Consider the following 21464-nt stretch of genomic DNA (forward strand, 5'->3'; position numbering starts at 1 on the left):
GTCCGTCCCAGAACGATCAGAAACATGACTCCGCCTCATGTTTGAACCCCCAGGTCCACGCGGTTACACCCATGAAGGAAAGTTGAGCCTCCCTCATATTCACGGTTACCAAATCGTTATAACCCCTGGTAGGGTTACTGACCAGTACGCCACACCCCACCGGTGCTTCGCTAACGCGGTCAATCCCGGTAGAGTTTGGACGGTCGTACCATCAGCGCGAGTGGCGAAATTGGCAGACGCGCCAGATTTAGGTTCTGGTGTCCACGGACGTGGGGGTTCAAGTCCCCCCTCGCGCACCACGTTTCACATCCCGTCCGGCAACCCCGCCGAACGCCCGCTTCGTCCGTTTCCCCGGAACGAACACCCGCGACCCCCCAACCCGCCGTAACCCTCTAGCAAACGCACGAGTGCATTCGCGCTCATGCGAACCGGTTCCTCGCCTGCGAACATCGAGAACTCCGAGGGCGGCGATCGCCGCCGAGATCACCGCGCTGACACCACGCTGATGCGGCCGACGATCAGTCAGCTCGAAAGCCGGAACCTCGACGGGCTCGGCAAAGCAGCGGAAACAGCACGTGCCAACGCGGCATCGATATACAGTTCCGCCGCCAACTGCTCACGCGCGATGTCCGAAATTCGCCGCTGAGAAGGCCCAACGACTGGTGGATTTCGGCCTAGAACTCGACCGGGAATCGGGAGCCACGCGCCGGGCACACCGGTCAGCTATGTAGGCATTCCTACGGTGGTTCGATCGTCGGCACCGCCGAACAACTCGGGCTGCTTCCGACAACGGTACCGCGCAGTCAATATATGAAAGCTGCTGCGCGCGAGCGTAACCGAAGCAGCTATTGGCACGAATCGTCACCTTCGATCGGCGCCCGGCCCAATAGGGCGCCCCGTAGCATCGCGGCATGGGGGAGATCGTCGACCATCTCAGGCGAGTACTCGGGCTCTTCGCCGGGGTGCTCGAGTATCTGAGTCCTTGGGAAGTCCCGTGGCCGCTGACTTTCGCGCTCGTCTTCCCGATCGTCCTGACGGTATTGGCCATCATGGTGTGGTGGTCTCGCGGGAACGTCTGGCCGGTGGGCTGCGAGTACCCGATCACCACCACCGGCCGGCCGTGCCGGAACCGCGTGCTCGGGGAATGGCGGCGCTGTCATCATCACCGGCCGGGCCATCGGCGTCGCAGCGGCCGGGAGGTGCGTGCGTTGCTGCGCTGGCAGACAGTCCAGCGAGGTGGTCGCATCGTCGAACGCAATGACATCCATGGCCGCGGATTTCTGCGCGATCGCCCGCAGGTCCGAGGCTTGCTCTACTACCGGGGTTTTGCGCGTCCACCAGGGAACGCCGCTAGGTTTTGGCGGAATTGGCTTAGCGAACGCCGAGACGACGTATCCAAGCTGATAGCTCAACTTCGAGACCAAGGAGGCTTCGCCCTCCGCGCGCTGTTCACCGGCGCAGCGGGGGCTTCAGCTCGCGCGGGCGTCCCGTGCGGCTCACGCGGGTGATCTGGGCAACCCGGCTCACTCTGTTGTTGGTAGCGACTGGACTGATGCTAGTCGCTGTCGGAGAATGGCGAAATCTCCCTCCCAAGAGCCCATTCGGCTACGTCCCCACATTCATGTTCGTCGCCGCCTGGGCGGTGGCGCGTTGGGGGATCTGGGTCGAGGCGACAGTGGGCCCAGCGCAGCCCGGGTGGCGCGGGGGCTGGCCATGGCAGGCGACGAAACAGGCACTGCGCTGGTTCAGTACGTTCATCATCATCTCGATACTGTTCGGTCAGCTACTCGACCACTTGGAGAAGTTTCCGATTAGCCGCGGGTGAGCCGCGTTGACCTCGGCGACTATCGGCACCGGTCGCGCGGCTGATCTACTGCTCTGGCAGGATCTCTACGTACCCCTCCGACCCGTGCACTCGAATGCGCTGCCCGTCTCGGATGCGCTCGGTGGCGTTTTCCACGCCGACGACGGCGGGGAGGCCGTATTCGCGGGCGATGACGGCGCCGTGGGTCATCAGGCCGCCTACCTCGGTGACGAGGCCGGCGATGGTTACGAACAGTGGGGTCCAGCTGGGGTCGGTGTAGGCGGTGATGAGGATGTCGCCGGGGGTGAGGTCGGCTTCGGCTATGTCGGAGATGACGCGGGCTCGGCCTTCGACGGTGCCGGCGGATACGGGCGTGCCGGGGAGGGCGGTCGGGGGGAGGTCGGTGCGGCGGTAGGTGCCTGTGATCATTTCGCCGTCCGAGGTGAGCACGCGGGGTGGGGTGAGGGTTTGGTGGGTACGGAAAGCGTTTTTGCGGTCGCGGAGGAGGTCGTGGTCGGCGCGCTGGGTGCGCACCACCTCGCGCAGTTCGTCGAATCGCAGATAATAGATGTCCTCGGGGTCGGTTAGCACTCCGGTTCGGACGAGGTGTGCGGCCTCGCGCAGGAGGGCCTGCTTGTAGACGAAGTAGCGGCTGACCATCGCGTACTTCGGGTACTCGCGGTAGCCGGTGAAAGTGCGGAGGCGGTCGATCATCGCCTGGGTCTCAATGGCTTTCGACTCTCCGTCCGGCAGTGCGCGCAGTCGCTCCAGGATGTCGCGGGTGTGCTGTTCGGCGGCGCGCAGGCCGTCCGCGAAGCGCTGTTCGGCCGCGCCCGGTGCGAAGTTGGCGATATCGGCGAGGAGGGTCGGGACGAGGGCGGCGGGGTGTTCGCTCCAGCGTGGGCGGGTGATGTCGATTTCGCCGACGCAGCGCATGCCGTAACGGTCGAGGAACGCGTCGAGCGCGGCGCGGGCCACGTCACCGCCCGGACGCTGCGCCAACTCGTCCAGGAAACGCTGGCCGTCGACACCGGTATCGGCGACCTGCCGCAGGTAGTCCACCACGTCCTGGTGTGGCCGGATGGCGTCGGCGACATCCAGGAGGGCCAGGCCCATTTCGGCGGTGACATTGCCGGGCACCGATTGTGTGAGTACGTCGGCGGCGTTCGTCTCCCCCAGCCAGGTCCGCAACCGGTCGTTGAGCCAGCCCGCCGCCTCCATGCCGGCCATGATCGCCTGTCGGCTGCGGGCGTTGAACAGGACCCGCCGGAGTTCGCCCTGGATATCGGCAGCGATGAAATCCATTAGGGCCGTGCCTGTTTCGGCCTCGATGTCCTGCTTCAGCGCCGCGAGGGACTGCTCGCTGGCGGCGATCAGTTCGGCGACCAGTTCCGGGTCGGCGTCGATCGGCGTGGCGGCCTCGGCCGCCGGGGCGGCGGGGGTCGCGTCCGGGACCGTGGGAATGAATCCGCGGTCGACGATGGTGCGCAGTGCGTCGCCGGAGAGCGGATCGGCTTGGCTGAAACCGTCGACCAGTGCCTGCCGCGCGGTCGGCGACGACAGGGCACGGGTGATGTCGACGAACAGTCGACCACCCGCGTGCCGCATGGGCGCGGGGCTCGTCAACTGCCACACCGACAATCCCAGCGGTGTCATCGCATCGGTCATCATCTGCTGGTGGCCGACCGAGAGGTAGACGTGGTTGTCGTCGTCGGCGGCCTCGGGGACCGGGAACAGGGTGGTGATCGGACGACTCTGGACGATGCGGAAATCCGTGTCGTCCAAACACCATTCGATGTCCTGGGGGCAGCCGAAATGCGCCTCGACGACGCGGCCCAGCCGTGCCAGCCGCAGGATCTGCGCGTCGGTCAGCACCTGCCGGTGCTGTCGCTCCGGCTCGAGCTCCCGGATCTGCGTGCCGCCCGCCGGGTTCGCTTCGACGGTCAGCTTCTTGGTGGCGACGGTCCGATCGGTGATCGCGTCGTCGCGAACCCGGTAGACGTCGGCGTTCACCAAGCCGGACACCAGCGCCTCACCGAGGCCGAACCCGGCGTCGATGGAGACGACCTTCCGGTCCGAGGTGACCGGGTCGGCGGTGACCATGATGCCCGCGGCCCGCGGGAACACCATCCGCTGGACGACCACCGCCATATCGATCGCCCGGTGGCCGAAGCCGTTGCGCTGCCGGTAAGTAACCGCCCGCTCGGTGAACAGGGAAGCCCAGCACCGGCCGATGTGTTCGAGAATCGCCCGCACGCCGGTGACATTCAGATAGCTGTCCTGCTGACCGGCGAAGGATGCGGTCGGCAGGTCCTCGGCGGTCGCGCTGGACCGCACGGCACAGGCGGTATCCGCGCCCAGCCGGGCGTACGCGGCGGCGATCGCCGTCGCGATCTCGTCCGGTATGACGCATTCTTCGATCGCACGGCGAATGTCGGCGCTAAGCGCCGCGATGCGGGTGTGGTCGTCCGGAGCCAGGGCCGTCAGTTCGCCGAGTTGAACCTCGACGGCGGGCAGCTTGGCCAGCACCCGACGGAACGCCTCCGTGGTGACACAGAAGCCGTCCGGCACCCGAACACCGTCGATCCTCGCCAACTCCCCGAGGTTCGCACCCTTCCCGCCCACACCCGCGATCCGGCTCCGGTCGATGTCCGCGAAGTCCAGCACATAGGCCATTCGGCTTGCTCCTCACCTGGGGTTTCGGCATGTAGCGAGCGATTATGGACCAGATTTCGATTCGTCATGAGCGACGCCGATCGGATATACAGTAGAAGGGGGATAAGGGGTTCTCATCACCGCGATCGCGCTGCTGTGCAGCGGACGCTATCCGCGCGGGGTATTCGATTTCCTGCTCGACATCAATCGATGGGCGTATCGCGTGGTGGCCTACGCCGCGACGCGGGCAGGCTCGCTGCCGCGGCGGGCCGCTGTGCCCGTCTCGAGGAGTGGGCACGAGGCGCCACTCGCCAGGAGATCTATCTTACAGTAGCCTATCCTAATTTAGGTGAGGCTAAACTCCTATGACACGAGAGAGGCGCACGTCGGGCGACGACTTCGCCACCGGCGAGAGGTTCGCCGCTGACAGCATGCCGCTATCGCTCTCACGTCGCGAGCAGCCGAACCCGATGGGCTTGTTAGCTTACCCTAACTTAATTAGGGTACGCTAACCCCGCGAAAGTGGATCTGCGAGAGGCGTTCTCATGGTGGTTGCTCGTCCCGAGGCGAGTTCGGGTGTCGATGGTCGAGCCGAGGCGTCTCGGTCCGATACGCCCAGCTCAGCGGTACCGAGCTATGAGCTGACGTCGCGGCGGATCGAGATCGAACGCGATACCGAGACCGCGCACCGGTGGCTCAACCATCCCAAGTCCGCGTACTGGGGGATGGTGAACAGCAGCCTGGCCGATGTGGAACGGCTACTGCGGGAGGCCGAGTCGGATCCCGACCCCCGCTTCGGTATGCGGATGGGGTATTTCGAGGGCGAGCCGCAGTTCCTCTTCGAGCTCTACAACCCGGTGACCAGTGATCTCGCCAAGCCGGGCACGGGGTATGCACACGAGCCCGGCGATATCGGCATGCATCTGCTCGTTTCCAGCAGTGAACGGCGACTGGCCGGATTCACCGGGAACGTGATGCTGCACATCATGCGCACGGCGTTCTTCGACTGCGGCGCCGAGCGGGTCGTGGTCGAGCCGGACCACCGCAATCTGGATGTGCAGCGCCTCAATGCCGCCGTCGGGTTCCGCGTCGTGGGTGACTTCCCGGTCGCCGACAAGATCGCACGACTGAGCTATTGCACGCGCGCCGATTTCCTGCGAGTGACCGACAGCGGGCGCTCCCTGGCGACCGATCAGCTCGAGAACCCCTGAGAAAGTAGCGTTTTGAACAGCACCGTGGCCTCCGCCCGCCGATCCGCGTACTGGCAGACGTACGAAACCAGGATCGCGAAGAAAATCCTCTCCGAGTTCTGTCACGAGCGTTTCGTGCATCCGGTCGAATTGTCCCCCGGCGTCTTCGTGGTCCACTCCGACGACGGGCGGACCGAGTATTTCTTCCGCGCCGAACTCCTGTCGCTGGACAGCTGGAGTATCGACGAGAACTCGCTGCGCCGCGTGCGGGCGGGTGAGGAACTGCGCATCGACGCGATCCAACTCGTCATCGACCTCAGCGGCTCGCTCGGCATTCCCGCCGAGGCGCTGCCGGAATATCTGGAGGAGTTCACCAATACGCTGCTGATCAGTACGAATCGTGCTGACGCTCGGCGCATTCCGGTGGCGGAGCTGGCCCGCGCCGACTTCCAGACCATCGAGCGCACCATGACCGAGGGCCATCCATGCATCGTGGCCAATGCCGGTCGGCTCGGATTCAGCGCCGCCGATGTCGAGCGCTACGCCCCGGAATCCGGGCAGCGGTTCCCGCTGACCTGGGTCGCCGTGCGCCGGGAGAATTGTGAGTTCGCGGCGGTGGCCGGGGTCGACTACGCCGATCTGGTCCGCGACGAGCTGGGTGCCGAGACCCTCGCGCGCTTCGCCGGCGTCCTCACCGAGCGGGGGCTCGAACCCGCGGCCTATTACTACATGCCGGTGCACCCGTGGCAGTGGGTCGAGAAGGTCGCGCGCGTCTACGCCGTCGACATCGCCGAAGAGCGCATCGTGGAACTGGGCGAGGGCCCGGATCTGTACCAGCCGCAGCAGTCCATCCGGACGCTGTTCAACACCACGCACCCCACCCGGCATTACGTCAAACTCGCGCTCTCCATTGTCAATATGGGATTCACGCGCGGGATGTCGGCGGACTACATGCGTAATACCCCGCCGATCAACGACTGGGTGCGCGCGCTGGTCACCGATGACGAGTACCTGAAATCGCTGGATTTCGAGATGCTCTACGAGGTCGCGGCCATCGGCTACCGCAGCCCGAACTACACGGCCATCACCCAGCCCGGCTCGGAGTACCGCAAACTGCTGTCGGCGCTGTGGCGGGAGAGCCCGATTCCGCTGGTGCGCGACGGGGAGCAGCTCGCCACCATGGCCGCGCTGCTGCACGTCGACCACGACGGAAATCCGTTCGTGGCGACCGTGGTTCGCGAGTCGGGCATTCCGGTGCGGGACTGGCTGCACCGCTATCTGCGCTCCTACCTGCACCCGATCGTCTACCTGCTCTACAAGTACGAGCTCAAGTTCTCGCCGCACGGGGAGAATCTGATCCTGGTGCTCGACAACGGCATTCCGGTGCGGGCCGTGCTCAAGGACATCGGCGAAGAGGTCTCCGTCTTCGGCGATCCGGACGACCTGCCCGAATCCTGCCAGCGGGCGCGGGCGGAGGCGACCGACGACATCCGCAATATGGGTGTGCTCTCGGATGTGTTCGACGATTTCCTGCGCCATCTCGCCGCCGTATTCCATGCCAGCGGGCTGCTGCCGGATCGGGACTTCTGGGCCGTCGTCGCCGAGAGCGTGACCCAATTCCAGGAACTGCACCCGGATCTGGACGACCGGTTCCGCGCCTGGGACCTGTTCGCGCCGACCTTCAAGGCGATCCATATGAACCGGCTGCAGCTGACCAACAACCGCCGGATGGTCAATCTCGGCGATTCCTATTCGACCCTCGTCGACGATCGGCACGAACTGGTGAATCCGATCGCGGCATTCCAGCCGTCCGCGACTCGGGAACACACGACTCGGGAACACAAGGAGGAGGTGGCGGTTTCGTGACCACCGAGCCCACGAACCACCCGGATGTGGAAATCATCCGGGACGCCTGGGGCATTCCGCACATCACCGCGACCTCGGCCGCGGGCGCGCTCTTCGGCCAGGGCCACGCCTGCGGGACCGACCGCGCCTGGCAGCTGGAATTCCTGCGACTGCGCGCCGAGGGCCGCACCGCGGAGGTCTTCGGCAGCGACAGCGTGGGCTGGGACGAATTCGCCCGGCGCGCCCGCCTCGACGCCGCGGCCCGGCGCATCTTCGAGGCATCCTCCCCGCGCACCCGGGAACTGGTCGCGGCCTTCGCCGACGGTGTGAACAGCACCCTGGACACGGCCGACGCCATCGAGCTGACCGAGTTCGACCACACCCCCGCGCCGTGGCGGCCGTGGACGCCCATCTCGGTGTTCATCGTCCACAACGTGCTGTTCGGCCGGTTCCTCACCAAGCTCTGGCGACTGCACGCGTGCCGGGCGCTGGGCGTGGACGCGCTGGCGCTGTTCGACTGCGAGGGTGTCGACGACACCACCGATCGCGTCCCCGCGACGCCGGACGGCGCCTTCGTCGCCGATCTGCTGCGGTGGCTACCGGACGCGGCCACCGCCGGTCCGGCTCCGGAAGCCTCCTTCGGCGACGCCATCTCGGGCAGCAATGCCTGGGGCGTGGCCGCGACGCGCACCGCCACCGGCGCACCGCTCATCGCGGGCGATCCGCACCGTTTCCTGGAGCTGCCCGGCATCTACCAGCAGTTCCATCTGGCGGCACCGGAATTCGACGTAGTGGGCTTCTCCTTCGCGGGCGTGCCCGGGGTGCCGCACTTCAGCCACTCCGGCACGGTGGCCTGGGGCATCACCAATGCCATGGGCGACTACCAGGATCTCTACGTCGAGAAACTGACCCGCTCGGGCGCCGCCGTGTACGCCGAATCCGTCGACGGCACCACGCTCGCCGAGACGCACACCGAGGAGATCCGCGTGCGCGGCGGCGAGCCGGTGCGGGTCGAGATCATCGTCACCGACAACGGCCCGGTGATCTTCGGCGGCCCGGACGAGGCGTTCGCGCTGAGCCTGCGCACCCCCATGCTGTGCGATCCGGAGACGACCTTCGACGCGGCACTGGATCTGCTGTTCGCCACGTCGGTGCCCGAGGTCGAACAGGCACTGCGGCAGTGGTCCGAACCGGTCAACCGGATCGTCATCGCCGATACCTCCGGCAGCCTGACCCACCACGTGGTGGGCGCCATGCCGGAACGCGCCGCCGAGAACTACTGGCTGCCGGTGCCGGGCTGGGACGAGCGCTACCGGTGGCGCGGCTACACCGGCGCGTCCGTGCGGGACGAGACGTTCGACGCCCGGGTGTCCGAATACTCGGTCATCGCCAATCAGCGCATCGCGAAAACAGCTCCGCTGCAACCGATCACCACCGAATGCGCGGCTCCGTTCCGGGCCGACCGCATCGACGCATTGCTCGCGGAGACCGCGGCCGTCGCGGCGGCGGACTGCGAACGCATCCACCGCGATGTCACCGTCGACGCCGGCGACGTCGTCCAGCGGGTGCTGCGCCCGCTGACCGGGCTGAGCCCGCGCGCCGAGGCGGTGCGCCGTCGGCTGCTGGACTGGGACCGCACCATGCACGCCGACAGCACCGACGCGTATGTGTACGCGGAGGTGCGCGCCCACCTGGTCCGCGCCCTCACCGGCGATGCCGCGCTGGCGGGGCTGGGTGCCCCCCATCCCTTCGGCCGCACCTTCGATCCGTGGTTCGTGGTGGGCACCCGTGTCGCGGCGGCACTGGATGCCGTGGTGGATCGGGCGGCCACGCTCGGGGTGGAGGTGGACCGACTGGTCCGGGAATCCGTCGAAGCGGTCGCGGCTCGACTCGAGGCGGCCGAGGAGACTCCGACCTGGGGCAGCATGCACGTGTTCGCGCCCATCCACGGCTTCGATCTGGTCGGCGCGAGCCTGCGGTATCCCGAACTGTCGGCACGGATTCGGCCGAGTCGGCTGCCGCTGGGCGGGGATGCCGAATGCGTCTTCGCCAATGCCAGCGCCGTCGGCTTCTCGCACGCGTGCAGCGTCGGCTCCGCCGCCCGCTACGTGTGGGACCTGAACGACCGCGACGCGAGCCGGTGGATCGTGCCGCTCGGCGTGAGCGGCGACAAACGCTCGCCGCACTTCGAGGACCAAGCGCCGCTGTGGGCGCGCGGCGAACTGGTCGACATCGTCAGCGACTGGACAACGCTGCGCGAAACAGCGAGCAAGCGTGAGGAATTCAGCCGCACGCCGGGCTCCGACGGCTTCCGTCCGGCACGCCCGAGCACACCGGACCCCGCCGTCGCCTCGAGCTTGGGAGACCTATGACCACCCTCACCGACGCGCGACTCGAACTGCTGCGCCGCCGCCTGGCCGCCGCGGGCGTGGCCGCCGACCGCTCCCCCGCCCCAGCCGCGACACCCGCCCCCGACCTGCCGGACGGCGCGCTGCGGACCGCCGAGCGGCGCATGTGGAAGATCTACGAACTCGACCCGACCTCGGTGTCCCACAACATCGGGCTGATCCTGGACTTCGAGCGCGGCTACACCCTCGACGGCGTGATCGCCTCCTTCGAGACCATGGTCGGCAATGCCGCGGTGCTGTCCTCGGTGGTCGCCACCGAGAACGGTGTCCCGCGCCGTGTACCGGCCGAGGTCGAGGGACGCTGGGTCGAACCGGGCGCGGTCTGGGAGTGGGGAACGATTCCCGAGCGGTGCGCAGCGGAACGGCGACGAGCCGAGATGTCCGCCGTCGCAGAGGTTCTGACGCGCACGCCCTTCGACCTCACCGCCGAGCCACCACTGCGCGCACGCATCTACGGCGGCGACGAGCGCGTCACGCTGGTGCTGGTCGTGCATCACCTGGCGGTGGACGACACCTCCTGGCCGCTGCTGCTGGGCACGCTGACCACCGGCGCGTGGCCCGCGCGGGCGGATCGGCCGAACCGGTCGAACGCGCCGGTGACCGCCGACGAGGTGGATCGCGCGGTGCGGCACGCCCGGTCGACCTGGGCCGCCGAGGGGATTCGCTTCCCGCTGTCCGGGGAACTGCCCGCGGTCAGCGCGGCGGAGAGCTGGCTGTCGCCCATGGACGAGAGTGCGGGCGTGCGGTTCGAGCGGCCCGTCGAGCGATCCGCCGTGGCGGCGCTCGAGGGTGTCGCCCGCGAGGTCGGATCGACCTCGAACGCGTTGCTCATCGCGATCTGCGCGGTCACCGTGTACGCCCTCACCGACGCCGCGGATCACGTGCTGCTCGTCCCCGCCGACAACCGGCGCCACGGCGAGAGCCCGGATGCCGTCGGCTACAGCGGCAATATCGTCCCGATGCGCTTCGCCTTCGACCCGAACGCCACCGTGCGCGCGGCGCTGCGCGATGCCGTCGCGGTGGTCTACCGGTCCATGGAGTTCACCGGCGTCGACTACGGCGCCGTGCTCACCGCGCTGCGCGCGGCGGGCGGACGCTTCCCGGTGGCGGAGATCATGGCCTCGGTGCGCAACGCCCCGCTGCGCGGCATCCCGATCCCCGACGGTGCGCGGGTCGACTGCACGTCGGTGTTCCACGGGATCGGCAACTACCCGCTGACGCTCGCATTCGAACTGGGTGCCGGTGACGACGTCCACCTGGAGGTGGATCACCAGCCGGAGGTGGTCGACACCGCCCGCGCCCATCGGGCGGCGGCCATCGCCACGGCGCTGGTCACCCGCATCCCCGCGGCCTTGGACCGCCCGCTGGCCGAATTGGTCGGCGCGGTAAGCGAAACCGAGGCCGGATAGCCGAGCCCGCCTGCGGCACCAGACATTCCGAATCATCCCCCGCATTGACGTAACGAGGTCTACCTGTGTCACCTGAATTCGAGTCCCCCTGGGGGAGAGCGTCCAAGTTCGCCTCACCCGGCGACGGCTGGACCGCCGTCGGCGGCGGTCTGGCGCAACTCGCCGCGGCGGTCGAGCGGAGCCACCACGGCTCACCGCTGCCGTCCGGACAACCGGCGGAGATGCTGGATGCCGTCGCGGCGTCCCTGGGGGCGGAACAGGTTCCGGACGACGGCGTGGGCGAGGCCGCCGCACTCGCGCGGCTGGCCGATGTGATCGCCCGCTACGGACTGGATCTCACCCACAAGCTGTGCGCCGCGCACCTGCAGCCGCCGCCGCTGACCGTGGCCGTGGTGGCCGACGCGCTGGCCAGCGCCACCAATGCCTCCCTGGACACCTACGACTCCGGCCCTGCCACCCTGGGCATCGAGCAGTGGACCATCAGCGCACTGGCGAAGCTGGCCGGATTCGGCGAGAACGCGGGCGGCGTCTTCGGTCCGGGCGGGTCGTACTCGAATCTGCTGGCGCTGCTCATCGCCCGCGACTACGGGGCGGCCCGGCAGGGCATCGACATTCGCCACAACGGCGTGAGCGCACTGCCCCGACCGGTGGTGCTGTGCTCGCAGGTGGCGCACTTCTCCATTCACCGCGCCTGTGCCGCACTGGGTTTGGGTGAGGCGGCGACCATCCCGATCCCGGTCGACGCCGACCACCAGATGATTCCGGAGGCCCTGGAGGCGACGCTGACCGAACTGCGCGAGAGCCATACGCCGGTCGCCATCGTGGCCACCGCGGGCACCACCGACTTCGGCTCCATCGATCCGCTGCCCGAGATCGCCGATATCGCCGCGCGCCACGGCGTGTGGATGCACGTCGACGCCGCCTACGGTTTCGGTTCGCTGTTCTCCGACAAGCTGGCTCCGCTGCTGGGCGGTATCGAGCGCGCCGATTCGGTGACCCTCGATCTGCACAAGGTCGGCTGGCAGCCCGCCGCCGCCAGCGTGCTGCTGCTGTCGGATCAGCGCCGGTTCGCCTCGCTGAACCGCTCGGTGGCCTACCTCAACCCGGACGACGACGTGGAGGCCGGATACGGCGGTCTGCTCGGCCAGACGCTGCAGACCACGCGCCGTCCGGATGTGCTCAAGGTGGCGGCGACCTTCCTCGCCTACGGCCGCAGCGGCCTGGGCCGGATGCTCGACGCCTGCCACGACCTGGCCCGCTACGCCGAAGCCCGCATCACCGCCGAACCGCTGCTGGAACTGGTCGCGCCGGTGACCCTGACCACGGTCGTATTCCGTTACCGCTGTGAGGATCTGGACCTGGACCAGGTGAACGGCGAACTGCGCCGCCGCCTGATCAGCTCCGGCACCGCGCTCATCGGCCGCACCCAGGTGCGGGTGGGCGGCGCCGGCGAGCCCCGCACCTGTGTGAAGCTCACCCTGCTGAATCCGGAGACCAGCGCGCGGGACATCGACGATCTGTTCGACGAATTGCTGCGGGTGGGATTGGAAGTGGAGTCCGAGGGCTTGCGCAGCGGACACGACGAAATGGTGAAGGTCCATGAGTGACATCGAATCGGTCGACATCCTCGCCATCGGGGCGGGTCCGTTCAATATCGGCCTGGCCGCCATGGCCTCCACGGTCGACGATGTCGAGGTGCTGGTGGTGGATTCCGTCGAGGAGTTCCACTGGCACCCCGGCATGATGTTCGAGGAGGCCAAACTCCAGGTCAGCTTCCTGTCGGACCTGGTATCGCTGGTGGACCCGACCCACCCCATGTCGTTCCTGGCCTACCTGGCCGATGTCGACCGCCTGTACCCGTTCCTGGTGCGCGAGGACTTCTTCCCCACCCGTCGCGAGTACGAGGCGTACCTGCTGTGGGCGGTGCGGCGGCTGTCGTCGCTGCGGTTCTCCACCACCGTCGACGCGGTGCACTGGGACGACGCGCACGACCGGTTCGAGGTGTCGGTCACCTCGGGCGGCACCACCTCGACCATCCACGCCGGTCACATCGTGGTGGGCGTGGGCACCGAGCCCGCCATCCCGGCCGCGCTGGCCACCGCTTCGCCGAAGCTCATCCACAGCGCCGACTACCTGCACCACCGCGATGACGCGCACGCCGCGGGCGCGGTGACGGTGATCGGCTCCGGCCAGTCCGGCGCGGAGATCGTGGTCGATCTGCTCGAGGCCAACCTCGACGGCGGCCCGGCGGTGCAATGGTGGACGCGCACACCGTGGTTCGCGCCGCTGGACTTCACCAAGCTGTCACTGGAAATGACCACGCCCGCCTATATGGAGTACTTCCACGGGCTGCCCGAGGACACCCGCGACCGGGTGCGCGCCGGACACTGGCAGTTCCACAAGGGCATCTCCACCGACACCCTGGACCGGCTGCACGATCTGCTCTACCGCCGCGAACTCAAGGAGAAGCTGCAACCGGTGCGGCTGCGCAACGGTGTCGTGGTGGAGGGCATCGACACCCTGGACGACGGGCGGCTGCGCATTCGCGGACGCCACCGCGACACCGGAGCGCTGCTGGCCCACACCGCCGATATGGTCGTCGCGGCCACCGGCTACCAGCCCCGCGCGCAGGCGTTCCTGGACCCGATCGCGGACCGGCTGCACCGAGACACCAAGGGCCGCCTGGTGATCGAGGGCAACCACGCGGTGGCCGCCGACACCGCGCTGGCGGGACGGGTGTTCGTCGCCAATGCCGAGGCGCACGCGGTGGGCGTGTCCGCGCCGAACCTGGACATCGGCGCGATGCGCAATGCCAAGATCCTCAACTCGGTCCTCGGCCGCGAGGTCTACCGCTTGCAGCGCAATACGGCGTTCACCAGCTTCGGTGTCGGCGACGAGGAAGTCCTCGAATAGCGCCGCTCACGCACCGGTTACCCATTCTCTTCTGTTCCCAAGGAGTTTCGACATGTCCGACCACATCAGTGACGCGCTGAACAGCATTCTCGAAGAAGACCTCGATCTGTCCCTGGCCGATGTCACCCGCTCGTCGCTGCTGATCGAGGATCTCGGCGTCGACTCGGTGGCCTTCGCCATCGGCGTGGTCGCCATCGAGGAGCGACTCGGCGTGAAGCTGACCGAGCGGGAGATGTCGCAGGCCGCGTCGGTGGGCGATCTGGAAGACCTCATCCGCTCCAAGGTCGGCTCGTGACCGTGACGACCGCACCGGAGACCTACGCGGAACTGCTCGACCGCGTCTTCGACGACCAGGTGGTCGCCTGGACCGAAGCGGCCGAGCAGGACAAGAAGTTCCCCCGGGTGCTGCTCGAGCATCTCGGCAAGGAGGGCGTCTTCGCCCGCAAGTGGGAAGACCGCAAGCTCACCGACCTCGGCAAGCATTTCGCCCTGGCGCAGCGCCTGGGCGCGCTGAACTCGGCGGGCATCGGAGTCGGTGTGAGCCTGCACGATTCGGCCATCGCCATCCTGCGGCGGTTCGGACGCAACGATTTTCAGCGGGAACTGGCCGACCGGGCCATCGAGACCCAGGCGGTGCTGTGCATCGCGGCGTCGGAGGAATCCGGCGGCTCCGATCTCCAGATCGCCCGCACCATGCTCGAACCCGAGGGCGACGGTTACCGGGTGGTCGGCCACAAGAAGTTCGTCTCGCTCTCGCCCATCGCCGACCAGATCATGGTCGTGTGCCGCAGCGCCGGGGACGGCTCCTCGGCCGAGCACGGCAATGTGGCCCTGGCGATCGTGCCCACCGCGCAGGTCCAGATCGCCACCCCGTACGAGAAGCTGGGGGCGGGACCGCTGGACACCGCCGCGGTCACCATCGACACCTGGGTGCCCGCGGAGGCGCTCATCGGACGTCCGGGCACCGGTCTCGCCATGATCAGCTGGGGCCTGGCGCACGAGCGCTTCTCGGTGGCCGGACAGATCGCCGGGGCCTGCGAGGTCATGCTCGGCGTCACGCTGGCCCGCATGATGGACCGCACCCAGTTCGGCAAGCGCCTCTACGACCACCAGGCGCTGCGGCTGCGGCTGGCCGACCTGCAATCGCGGGTCGACATGCTGCGCTACGCCCTCGCCGGGGTCGCGGCCGAAGGAAAGATCAACCTGCGCACCGCCGCCGCGCTCAAGGCCACCGCCGCCAACCTCGGCGAGGAGGTGGCGTCGCAGTGCCTGCACATCTTCGGCGGCATCGGCTACCTGGAGACCGGACTGCCGATCGGACGCTGGTGGCGGGATATGAAACTGGCCCGCGTCGGCGGCGGCACCGACGAAATCCTGTGGGAGCTGGTGGCTGCGGCCATGAAACCCGATACCGCGCGATACCGGACGATGTTCGAGAACCAGGTGGAACTGCCATGACCGACGCCGCCATCACCAACGCCAGCGCACCCATCGAACTGGCCCCGCCCGACCACACCTACCTCCACCTGGACGGCAAGGGTCGCCCCATGCACTGGGCGATGCTGCTGGAACTCGAGGCAGGCGGGGAACGGCTCACCCTCGACGCCATCCGGGACCGGGTGGCCGAGCGCATCGGCCTGTTCGACATCTTCCGCGTCGGCATCGCCGAAGGCCGTTGGCGCGCACCGCGCGTCGTGTTGACCGACCGGCCGGACCTCACCCGGCACCTCACCGGCGGCGACTTCACCGATCAGGCCGACCTGCGACGGCAGCTGGCCACGCTGATGGAGACGCCGCTGCCCCGTCCTGAGCCGCTGTGGCACATCACGCTGCTGACACCGCGCGGTGACGGCGCGCAGCGCATACTGCTGCGGGTGCACCACGCGCTGTCCGACGGCATCGCCGGGGCCGCCTTCGCCGCGCTGCTGGCCGACGGTTCCGCCGAAGACCTCTCGGAGTTCGAGCGTTTCGCCACCAGCCCGCGCTTCCGCACCCCGGCCGTCGAGCCGGAGGTGCTGAAGGAGTCCAAGGCCGCCTTCAACGACCAGTGGGCCGCCGGGCGCACGGGCCGCGGCTGGCCCAAACTGACCAAGACCGGCCGCCGCGAGGTCGCGACGACCGGCATCTCCACCCGGGAACTGCGCCGCGCCGCCAAGAAACACGATGCGACAGTGCACGAGTTCGTGCTCGCCGCCGTCGGGCGCACCCTCAGCACCATCCCGCCCGGCACCCCGGCGCAGACGCTGCGGGTGACCCTGCCGGTGACCAACGATCCGGAGTTCCGGCACACCGGCAACGCGGTCATCGTCACGCCGCTGAACCTGCTCGGCAACGAACCCGATCTGGGTCGCCAGATCGAGCGCTGCCGCAGCGAATTGGCCACCATCGAGCGGCGGCGGCCGGAACTGACCTCGGCCGCACCCGACGGCGGTCCCGCGCTGCCCTGGCCGGTGCAGCGCGTCATCGCGCACGCGGCCATGGCGCATATGAGTCCGGACATCCACATCGGCATCAATCCGGGCTTCTCCCGGATTCGCGCGGTGCTCGGCCGGCGCATCGCCGAACTGACGCCGCTGTCGCCGCTGGCCGGATACTCGTTCTCGGTGACCTCCCTGATCCTGGGCAATCGCACCTCGTTCGGCGTCGTCACCGACCCGGCCGCCCTGCCCGCGGGTTACGCCGCGACCTTCGTAGAGAACTTCGACCGCGTGCTGCGCGAGGCAGCACCGTCGGCCTGAGCCGGGAAGAGACCGGAAGAGTTATGAGCACTGTCACCGAGCTGCTGTTCGAGCAGCCCGCATCCACCACCACCGGACTGTGGAGTGGAAGCGACACAACGGAATTGGCCTTCCACAGCTGGGATCAGGTGCGCTCGCGCGCCCGCCGGATCGCGGGCGGGCTGGCGGGCGCGGGCGTCGAACACGGCGGTTCGGTCGCCATCCTCGCCGGTGAGCCCGCCGATGTGGCGGCACTGGTGCAGGCCACCTGGCTGCGCGGGGCGGCCTTCACCATGCTGCATCAGCCGACGCCGCGCACCAATCTGGAAACCTGGGTGGCCGATACCCGCGCCGTGGTGGCCATGCTCGGCGCGGCGGTGATCGCGGTCGGCGAGCCGTTCACGGCGGCCGTGCGCGATCTGGACCTGGGCGCGCCCATCGTGTCGGTGGAGGAACTGGCCGCCGCCACCGAAGTCGACCCGGTGGCCACCGCCGAGGACGATATCGCCATTCTCCAGTTGACCTCCGGCACCACCGGTGTCCCGAAGGCCGTCGCCATCTCGCACGGCAATGTGCGACAGAACCAGCACGCCATGATCGCCGCCGCCGGGTTCCGGCCCGAGAGCGACGTGGTGGTGAGCTGGCTGCCGCTCTATCACGATATGGGCATGGTGGGCATGATGCTCACGCCCATGATCGCGCAGGCGACCACGGTGATCACCACCCCGCTGGCCTTCCTGAAGAGCCCACTGAAGTGGGCCGAGTACATCACGCGCTTCGGCGGCACCTACACCGCCGCACCGAATTTCGCGTACTCGCTGCTCGCCCGGCGTCTCAAGCGCGCTCCCGAAGGTGCCTACGATTTGTCGACGCTGCGAGTCGCGGTGAACGGCGCGGAAGTCATCGACGAGAGCACCCTCGACGAATTCGTCACCGAGGCAGCACGTTTCGGCCTGCGACCGGAGGCCGTCATGCCCGCCTACGGCATGGCCGAGACCACCCTCGCGGTGTCGTTCGCCCCGGTTGACGAGGTGTTCTCGGTGGATGTCATCGACGGTGAGGTGGCCGAGCGCGACGGCGTCGCGCGCCGGGACGGCATCGAGCGGCCCCGGTCCCTGACCAAACTGGGCGCACCCGTGCCGGGGATCGAACTGCGCGTGGTCGACGAGCGCGGCACCGTGCTGCCCGCCGACCGCATCGGCAGCATTCTGGTGCGCGGCGACGCCGTCACCACCCGCTACCTGGGACCGGACGGGTACGCGTCGGCCGTCGACGCCGAAGGCTGGCTGTCCACCGGTGATCTCGGCTATGTCACCGAGAGCGGTGAGGTCGTGGTCACCGGCCGGAAGAAGGACGTCATCATCGTCGCGGGCCGCAATATCGCGCCGACCGTGGTCGAGCGCGCGGCGGGCACCGTGTCCGGCGTGCGTCCCGGTGGTGTGGCGGCGGTGGCGGTGCGGCTGCCCTCCATGGCCCGCGAGGGCATCGCGGTCATCGCCGAATCCGATGCGGCCGCCGATGCCGATGTGGCCGAACGGATTCGCAAGGAGGTGGCGCGCGCGGTGTACGACGATGTCGGCATCGCGCCCGCCGTGGTCACCATCGTGACGAAGGGGGCGCTGCCGAAGACCCCGTCGGGCAAGCTGCGCCGCTCACTGGCGACCAGCCTGATCCCGGCCTGAGACCGCACAGGCAAACGAGCAGGGGCCGGAACGCGATTCGCGTTCCGGCCCCTGCCGTTTCGGTGTTCCGGCCCCCGCCGTATCGATTCAGCGGCGCTGCTCGGCGGCGTGGCGGTACCCCCGTACCGCCAGCGGGCCGAACACGACGATCAGGCCGATGGTCCAGACCACCGTGAGGACGAGCGGTTTCGCCACCGCACCGCTCTCGGTCAGGCCGCGCACGGCGTCCACCGCCGGGGTCATCGGCTGATGCCGCACCACCGGCTGCAACCAGCCCGGATACTCCGAGACCGGCGCGAAGCCGCCGTTGAAGAACAGCAGCAGCAGGAACAACCCGCCCAACTGCTGCACGGCCTGCCGTCCCGACGCCACCGTGGCCATCGCGATCACCGGCACCGCGATGCCGACCGCGAACACCATCGGCACCAGCACCGCGCCGACGGCGGCGGCGACCCCGTGCTCGAAGCGGAAGCCCAGCGGCAGCGCCACGGCGAACAGCACCACGGTGGCGATGCCGGTGCGCAGCGCCTCGGCGAGCAGCCGCCCGGCGATGAAGCCCGCGCGCGGCACCGGCAGCGTCCAGGTGCGCGCCAGCAGCCCGGAATCGCGTTCGGCGATCAGGCTGATCGCCGTGGCGAGGGTGCCGAACAGCGCCCCCACCAGCGCCACCAGACCGGTATTGCCGTACACGCTGTCCCCGCCGCCCATGGCGGTCACCGTCTTGCCCAGCACCAGCTGGAACATCAGCAGCATGAAGGCGGGAAAGACCAACGACTGCACCACGATTCCCGGATCACGCGACCAGGAACGCAGCAGCGCGCCCGCGTGCACGAGCGATTGCCGCAGCAGCGGAACGGCCTGGCGCGGCGGCCATGTCACGGAAGAATCGGTGGAACTCACGGTGGTGGAACTGGATTCGGTTGTGGTCATGGCTTCCTGATTCATCGGCTCACCTGCGCTCGACCCGCCGCGACAATGGCGACACCGCCCACGGTGAGCAGCGCCGCCGCCCAGCTGAGAGCGGCCGTCAACTCGATCCCGGTCCCGCTCGCCAGCGCGCGCAGCGCATCGGCGAACACCGACATGGGCTGATTGCGGACGAACGGCTGCGCCCAGTCCGGAAACCCTTCCGCCGGAACGAGTCCCGTGGAGGCCATCACCAGGATCAGCTGCGGGATCATGAGAATGCTGGCGATGGACACCGAATTGCGCGCGACCGTGCCGACCGCGTCGGTGAGCATGCTCAGCGCCAGCCCGAAGATCACCACCAGCGCCAGGAAAGCCACTGTGTGCCAAGCAGTTCCGTGGAAGCGGAAGCCCAGCGAGGAGCCGATGCCGACGCCACCGGCCAGCGCCAGCAGCATGCGCACCACCACCCACGCCATGCGGCCCAGGAACGGGGTGACGCGCGGGATGGGCAGCGACATCGTGCGTTCGTGCACCCCGGCGCGGGCGTCGTGCCCGGCGGTCTCGGTGGCGGTGATGGCGGTGAACAGCCCGGCCTGCAACAGGATGATCGGGGTGAGGAACTGCGCGTAGTCACCGCCGCCCAGTTCGAACTGCCGATGCAGCGGCACGTAGAAGCAGACGAAGAACACGACCGGCCCGAAGACGGCGAAAATCGCGTCGCCGGAACGGATCGCGGCCACGATCTTCTGTCGGGCCAGGGTGGCGGTGGCCGCGCCCAAACCCACCGAGGCACGGGCGATGGAGCCGCCGCGCGCCGGTGTGGCGGAGACGGGGGTGAGGGTGGTCGACGACATCAGTGCATCTCCGTGAGTTGCAGGAACACCTCGTCCAGCGACGGCTGCCGCAGCCCGATGTCCACCACCTCGATCCGCTCACCGCGCAGCCGCGCGATCACATCGGACACGGTGTCCATGCCCTCGGGTGCCCGGACCACCAGGCGCGGGTGCACGGTGCCGGCGGTCCCGTCCGCGGGGGCGTCGACCAGTTCGAAGCCGTCGAGCAGGGACAGCACCCGCGCGGTGTCGGCACGCTCGATCAGGGTCACCTCGCAGACGGCCGCGCCGACCTGCTGTTTCAGCTGACCGGGCGTACCGGCGGCGACCACCGAGCCGCGGTTGAGCATGACGATGTGGTCGGCGAGCCGGTCGGCCTCCTCCAGGTACTGCGTGGTGAGCAGCACCGTGATGCCCTCGCCGCGCAGTCCGGAGACGGTATCCCACACGGCGGCGCGGCTGCGCGGATCCAGCCCCGTGGTCGGCTCGTCCAGGAACAGCACCTCCGGGCGGGTGACCAGCGCGCTGGCGATGTCCACGCGCCGCTGCATACCGCCGGAGAGCGCCCCGACCCGGCGATCCCGCACCGCCGCCAGATCGAATTGCTCGACCAGTTCGTCGATCCGGACCCGCAGCGCATGTCCGCGCAGACCCGTGAGCTTGCCGAAGACGGCCAGATTCTCCACGGTGGTGAGCCCGGAGTCCAAAGCGGCGTACTGCCCGGTGAGCGAGATCAATTCGCGCACCCGCGCCGCGTCGGCGACCACGTCGCGCCCGCAGATGCGGGCCTGTCCCGAGGTCGGCCGCTGCAGCGTGGACAGCAGTGTGACGGTCGTGGTCTTGCCGCTGCCGTTGGGGCCGAGCAGGCCGAGCACCTCGCCGGGCGCCACCTCGAACGATATCCCCTGCAACGCCGAGACCTCGCCGTATGTCTTGACCAGATCGACGACCTGTATGGCGGGTTCGGTCGACACCGTGCATCCTTCCGTTCGCTTGTTAGGCAAGGCTAGACTAACTTACCGCGAGCGCAGATGTGACCCGCCTCGCTCCACACCGATCACTTTGGGAGACCTCACACTTCGGTGGCCACGCCCGACTT

Annotated in this window: 16 protein-coding genes and 1 tRNA gene; 13 read left to right on the top strand and 4 right to left on the bottom strand. The window is 68.4% G+C overall.

Going from position 1 to position 21464, the window contains the following annotated elements; all coding sequences use genetic code 11:
- Positions 1-214 precede the first annotated feature (214 nt).
- From FOH10_RS23965 to FOH10_RS34950, 3 genes are all read left to right on the top strand, one after another.
- Positions 215-299, top strand: a tRNA-Leu gene (locus tag FOH10_RS23965).
- A gap of 122 nt (positions 300-421) precedes the next feature.
- Positions 422-646: a hypothetical protein gene (locus FOH10_RS34945; RefSeq protein ID WP_186000572.1), complete on the top strand. Its 225-nt coding sequence runs from the start codon at positions 422-424 to the stop codon at positions 644-646.
- Positions 647-911: 265 nt separating this feature from the next.
- Positions 912-1508 carry a hypothetical protein gene (locus FOH10_RS34950; RefSeq protein WP_186000573.1) on the top strand — a complete coding sequence of 199 codons (597 nt, stop codon included), beginning with the start codon at positions 912-914 and terminating at the stop codon, positions 1506-1508.
- Positions 1509-1870: 362 nt separating this feature from the next.
- Here FOH10_RS34950 and rph read toward each other — a convergent pair whose 3' ends face one another.
- Entirely contained in the window at positions 1871-4480 is a 2610-nt protein-coding gene (gene rph / locus FOH10_RS23970) for a rifamycin-inactivating phosphotransferase (RefSeq protein WP_143982420.1), read from the bottom strand.
- Positions 4481-5004: 524 nt separating this feature from the next.
- Between rph and FOH10_RS23980 the strand changes: the two genes are divergently transcribed.
- From FOH10_RS23980 to FOH10_RS24025, 10 genes are all read left to right on the top strand, one after another.
- Entirely contained in the window at positions 5005-5670 is a 666-nt protein-coding gene (locus tag FOH10_RS23980; RefSeq protein ID WP_143982421.1) for a GNAT family N-acetyltransferase, read from the top strand.
- A gap of 12 nt (positions 5671-5682) precedes the next feature.
- Positions 5683-7515, top strand: coding sequence for an IucA/IucC family protein (locus tag FOH10_RS23985; protein ID WP_143982422.1), 1833 nt, complete (start codon positions 5683-5685; stop codon positions 7513-7515).
- A complete protein-coding gene (locus FOH10_RS23990; RefSeq protein ID WP_143982423.1) occupies positions 7512-9866 on the top strand; it encodes a penicillin acylase family protein in 2355 nt (784 codons plus the stop codon). Before FOH10_RS23985 ends, FOH10_RS23990 begins: the two co-directional genes overlap by 4 nt.
- A complete protein-coding gene (locus FOH10_RS23995; protein ID WP_143982424.1) occupies positions 9863-11311 on the top strand; it encodes a condensation domain-containing protein in 1449 nt (482 codons plus the stop codon). Before FOH10_RS23990 ends, FOH10_RS23995 begins: the two co-directional genes overlap by 4 nt.
- A 65-nt stretch (positions 11312-11376) precedes the next feature.
- Positions 11377-12918, top strand: coding sequence for a pyridoxal phosphate-dependent decarboxylase family protein (locus tag FOH10_RS24000; protein WP_143982425.1), 1542 nt, complete (start codon positions 11377-11379; stop codon positions 12916-12918).
- A complete protein-coding gene (locus tag FOH10_RS24005) occupies positions 12911-14224 on the top strand; it encodes a lysine N(6)-hydroxylase/L-ornithine N(5)-oxygenase family protein (RefSeq protein WP_143982426.1) in 1314 nt (437 codons plus the stop codon). Before FOH10_RS24000 ends, FOH10_RS24005 begins: the two co-directional genes overlap by 8 nt.
- A gap of 52 nt (positions 14225-14276) precedes the next feature.
- Positions 14277-14519, top strand: a complete 243-nt coding sequence (locus tag FOH10_RS24010) for an acyl carrier protein (protein WP_039810932.1) — start codon at positions 14277-14279, stop codon at positions 14517-14519.
- Positions 14516-15682 carry an acyl-CoA dehydrogenase family protein gene (locus tag FOH10_RS24015; RefSeq protein ID WP_143982427.1) on the top strand — a complete coding sequence of 389 codons (1167 nt, stop codon included), beginning with the start codon at positions 14516-14518 and terminating at the stop codon, positions 15680-15682. The genes FOH10_RS24010 and FOH10_RS24015 overlap by 4 nt, the downstream gene beginning before the upstream one ends.
- Positions 15679-16962, top strand: a complete 1284-nt coding sequence (locus FOH10_RS24020; protein WP_143982428.1) for a wax ester/triacylglycerol synthase domain-containing protein — start codon at positions 15679-15681, stop codon at positions 16960-16962. Before FOH10_RS24015 ends, FOH10_RS24020 begins: the two co-directional genes overlap by 4 nt.
- Positions 16963-16985: 23 nt before the next feature.
- On the top strand, positions 16986-18623 hold the full coding sequence (locus FOH10_RS24025) for a long-chain-fatty-acid--CoA ligase (protein ID WP_143982429.1): 1638 nt from the start codon (positions 16986-16988) through the stop codon (positions 18621-18623).
- 87 nt (positions 18624-18710) lie between these two features.
- Here FOH10_RS24025 and FOH10_RS24030 read toward each other — a convergent pair whose 3' ends face one another.
- From FOH10_RS24030 to FOH10_RS24040, 3 genes are read right to left on the bottom strand one after another with little or no spacing between them, the layout of a single operon-like run.
- Positions 18711-19568 (bottom strand): ABC transporter permease, encoded by an 858-nt coding sequence (locus FOH10_RS24030; RefSeq protein ID WP_244961353.1) that lies wholly within the window; start codon positions 19566-19568, stop codon positions 18711-18713.
- Positions 19565-20386 (bottom strand): ABC transporter permease, encoded by an 822-nt coding sequence (locus tag FOH10_RS24035; protein WP_143982430.1) that lies wholly within the window; start codon positions 20384-20386, stop codon positions 19565-19567. Before FOH10_RS24035 ends, FOH10_RS24030 begins: the two co-directional genes overlap by 4 nt.
- Entirely contained in the window at positions 20386-21339 is a 954-nt protein-coding gene (locus FOH10_RS24040; protein WP_143982431.1) for an ATP-binding cassette domain-containing protein, read from the bottom strand. The genes FOH10_RS24035 and FOH10_RS24040 overlap by 1 nt, the downstream gene beginning before the upstream one ends.
- Positions 21340-21464: the final 125 nt, after the last annotated feature.

Source organism: Nocardia otitidiscaviarum, assembly GCF_007362295.1.
Classification (GTDB): domain Bacteria; phylum Actinomycetota; class Actinomycetes; order Mycobacteriales; family Mycobacteriaceae; genus Nocardia; species Nocardia otitidiscaviarum.

Excerpts from the sequence above, each read along its gene's own strand:
- FOH10_RS24010 (WP_039810932.1), top strand. The coding sequence starts at position 14,277 with ATGTCCGACCACATCAGTGACGCGCTGAACAGCATTCTCGAAGAAGAC.
- FOH10_RS24030 (WP_244961353.1), bottom strand. The coding sequence starts at position 19,568 with ATGAATCAGGAAGCCATGACCACAACCGAATCCAGTTCCACCACCGTG.
- FOH10_RS34945 (WP_186000572.1), top strand. The coding sequence starts at position 422 with ATGCGAACCGGTTCCTCGCCTGCGAACATCGAGAACTCCGAGGGCGGC.
- FOH10_RS23980 (WP_143982421.1), top strand. The coding sequence starts at position 5,005 with ATGGTGGTTGCTCGTCCCGAGGCGAGTTCGGGTGTCGATGGTCGAGCC.
- FOH10_RS24035 (WP_143982430.1), bottom strand. The coding sequence starts at position 20,386 with ATGTCGTCGACCACCCTCACCCCCGTCTCCGCCACACCGGCGCGCGGC.
- FOH10_RS24005 (WP_143982426.1), top strand. The coding sequence starts at position 12,911 with ATGAGTGACATCGAATCGGTCGACATCCTCGCCATCGGGGCGGGTCCG.
- FOH10_RS24020 (WP_143982428.1), top strand. The coding sequence starts at position 15,679 with ATGACCGACGCCGCCATCACCAACGCCAGCGCACCCATCGAACTGGCC.
- FOH10_RS23995 (WP_143982424.1), top strand. The coding sequence starts at position 9,863 with ATGACCACCCTCACCGACGCGCGACTCGAACTGCTGCGCCGCCGCCTG.
- rph (WP_143982420.1), bottom strand. The coding sequence starts at position 4,480 with ATGGCCTATGTGCTGGACTTCGCGGACATCGACCGGAGCCGGATCGCG.
- FOH10_RS34950 (WP_186000573.1), top strand. The coding sequence starts at position 912 with ATGGGGGAGATCGTCGACCATCTCAGGCGAGTACTCGGGCTCTTCGCC.
- FOH10_RS24025 (WP_143982429.1), top strand. The coding sequence starts at position 16,986 with ATGAGCACTGTCACCGAGCTGCTGTTCGAGCAGCCCGCATCCACCACC.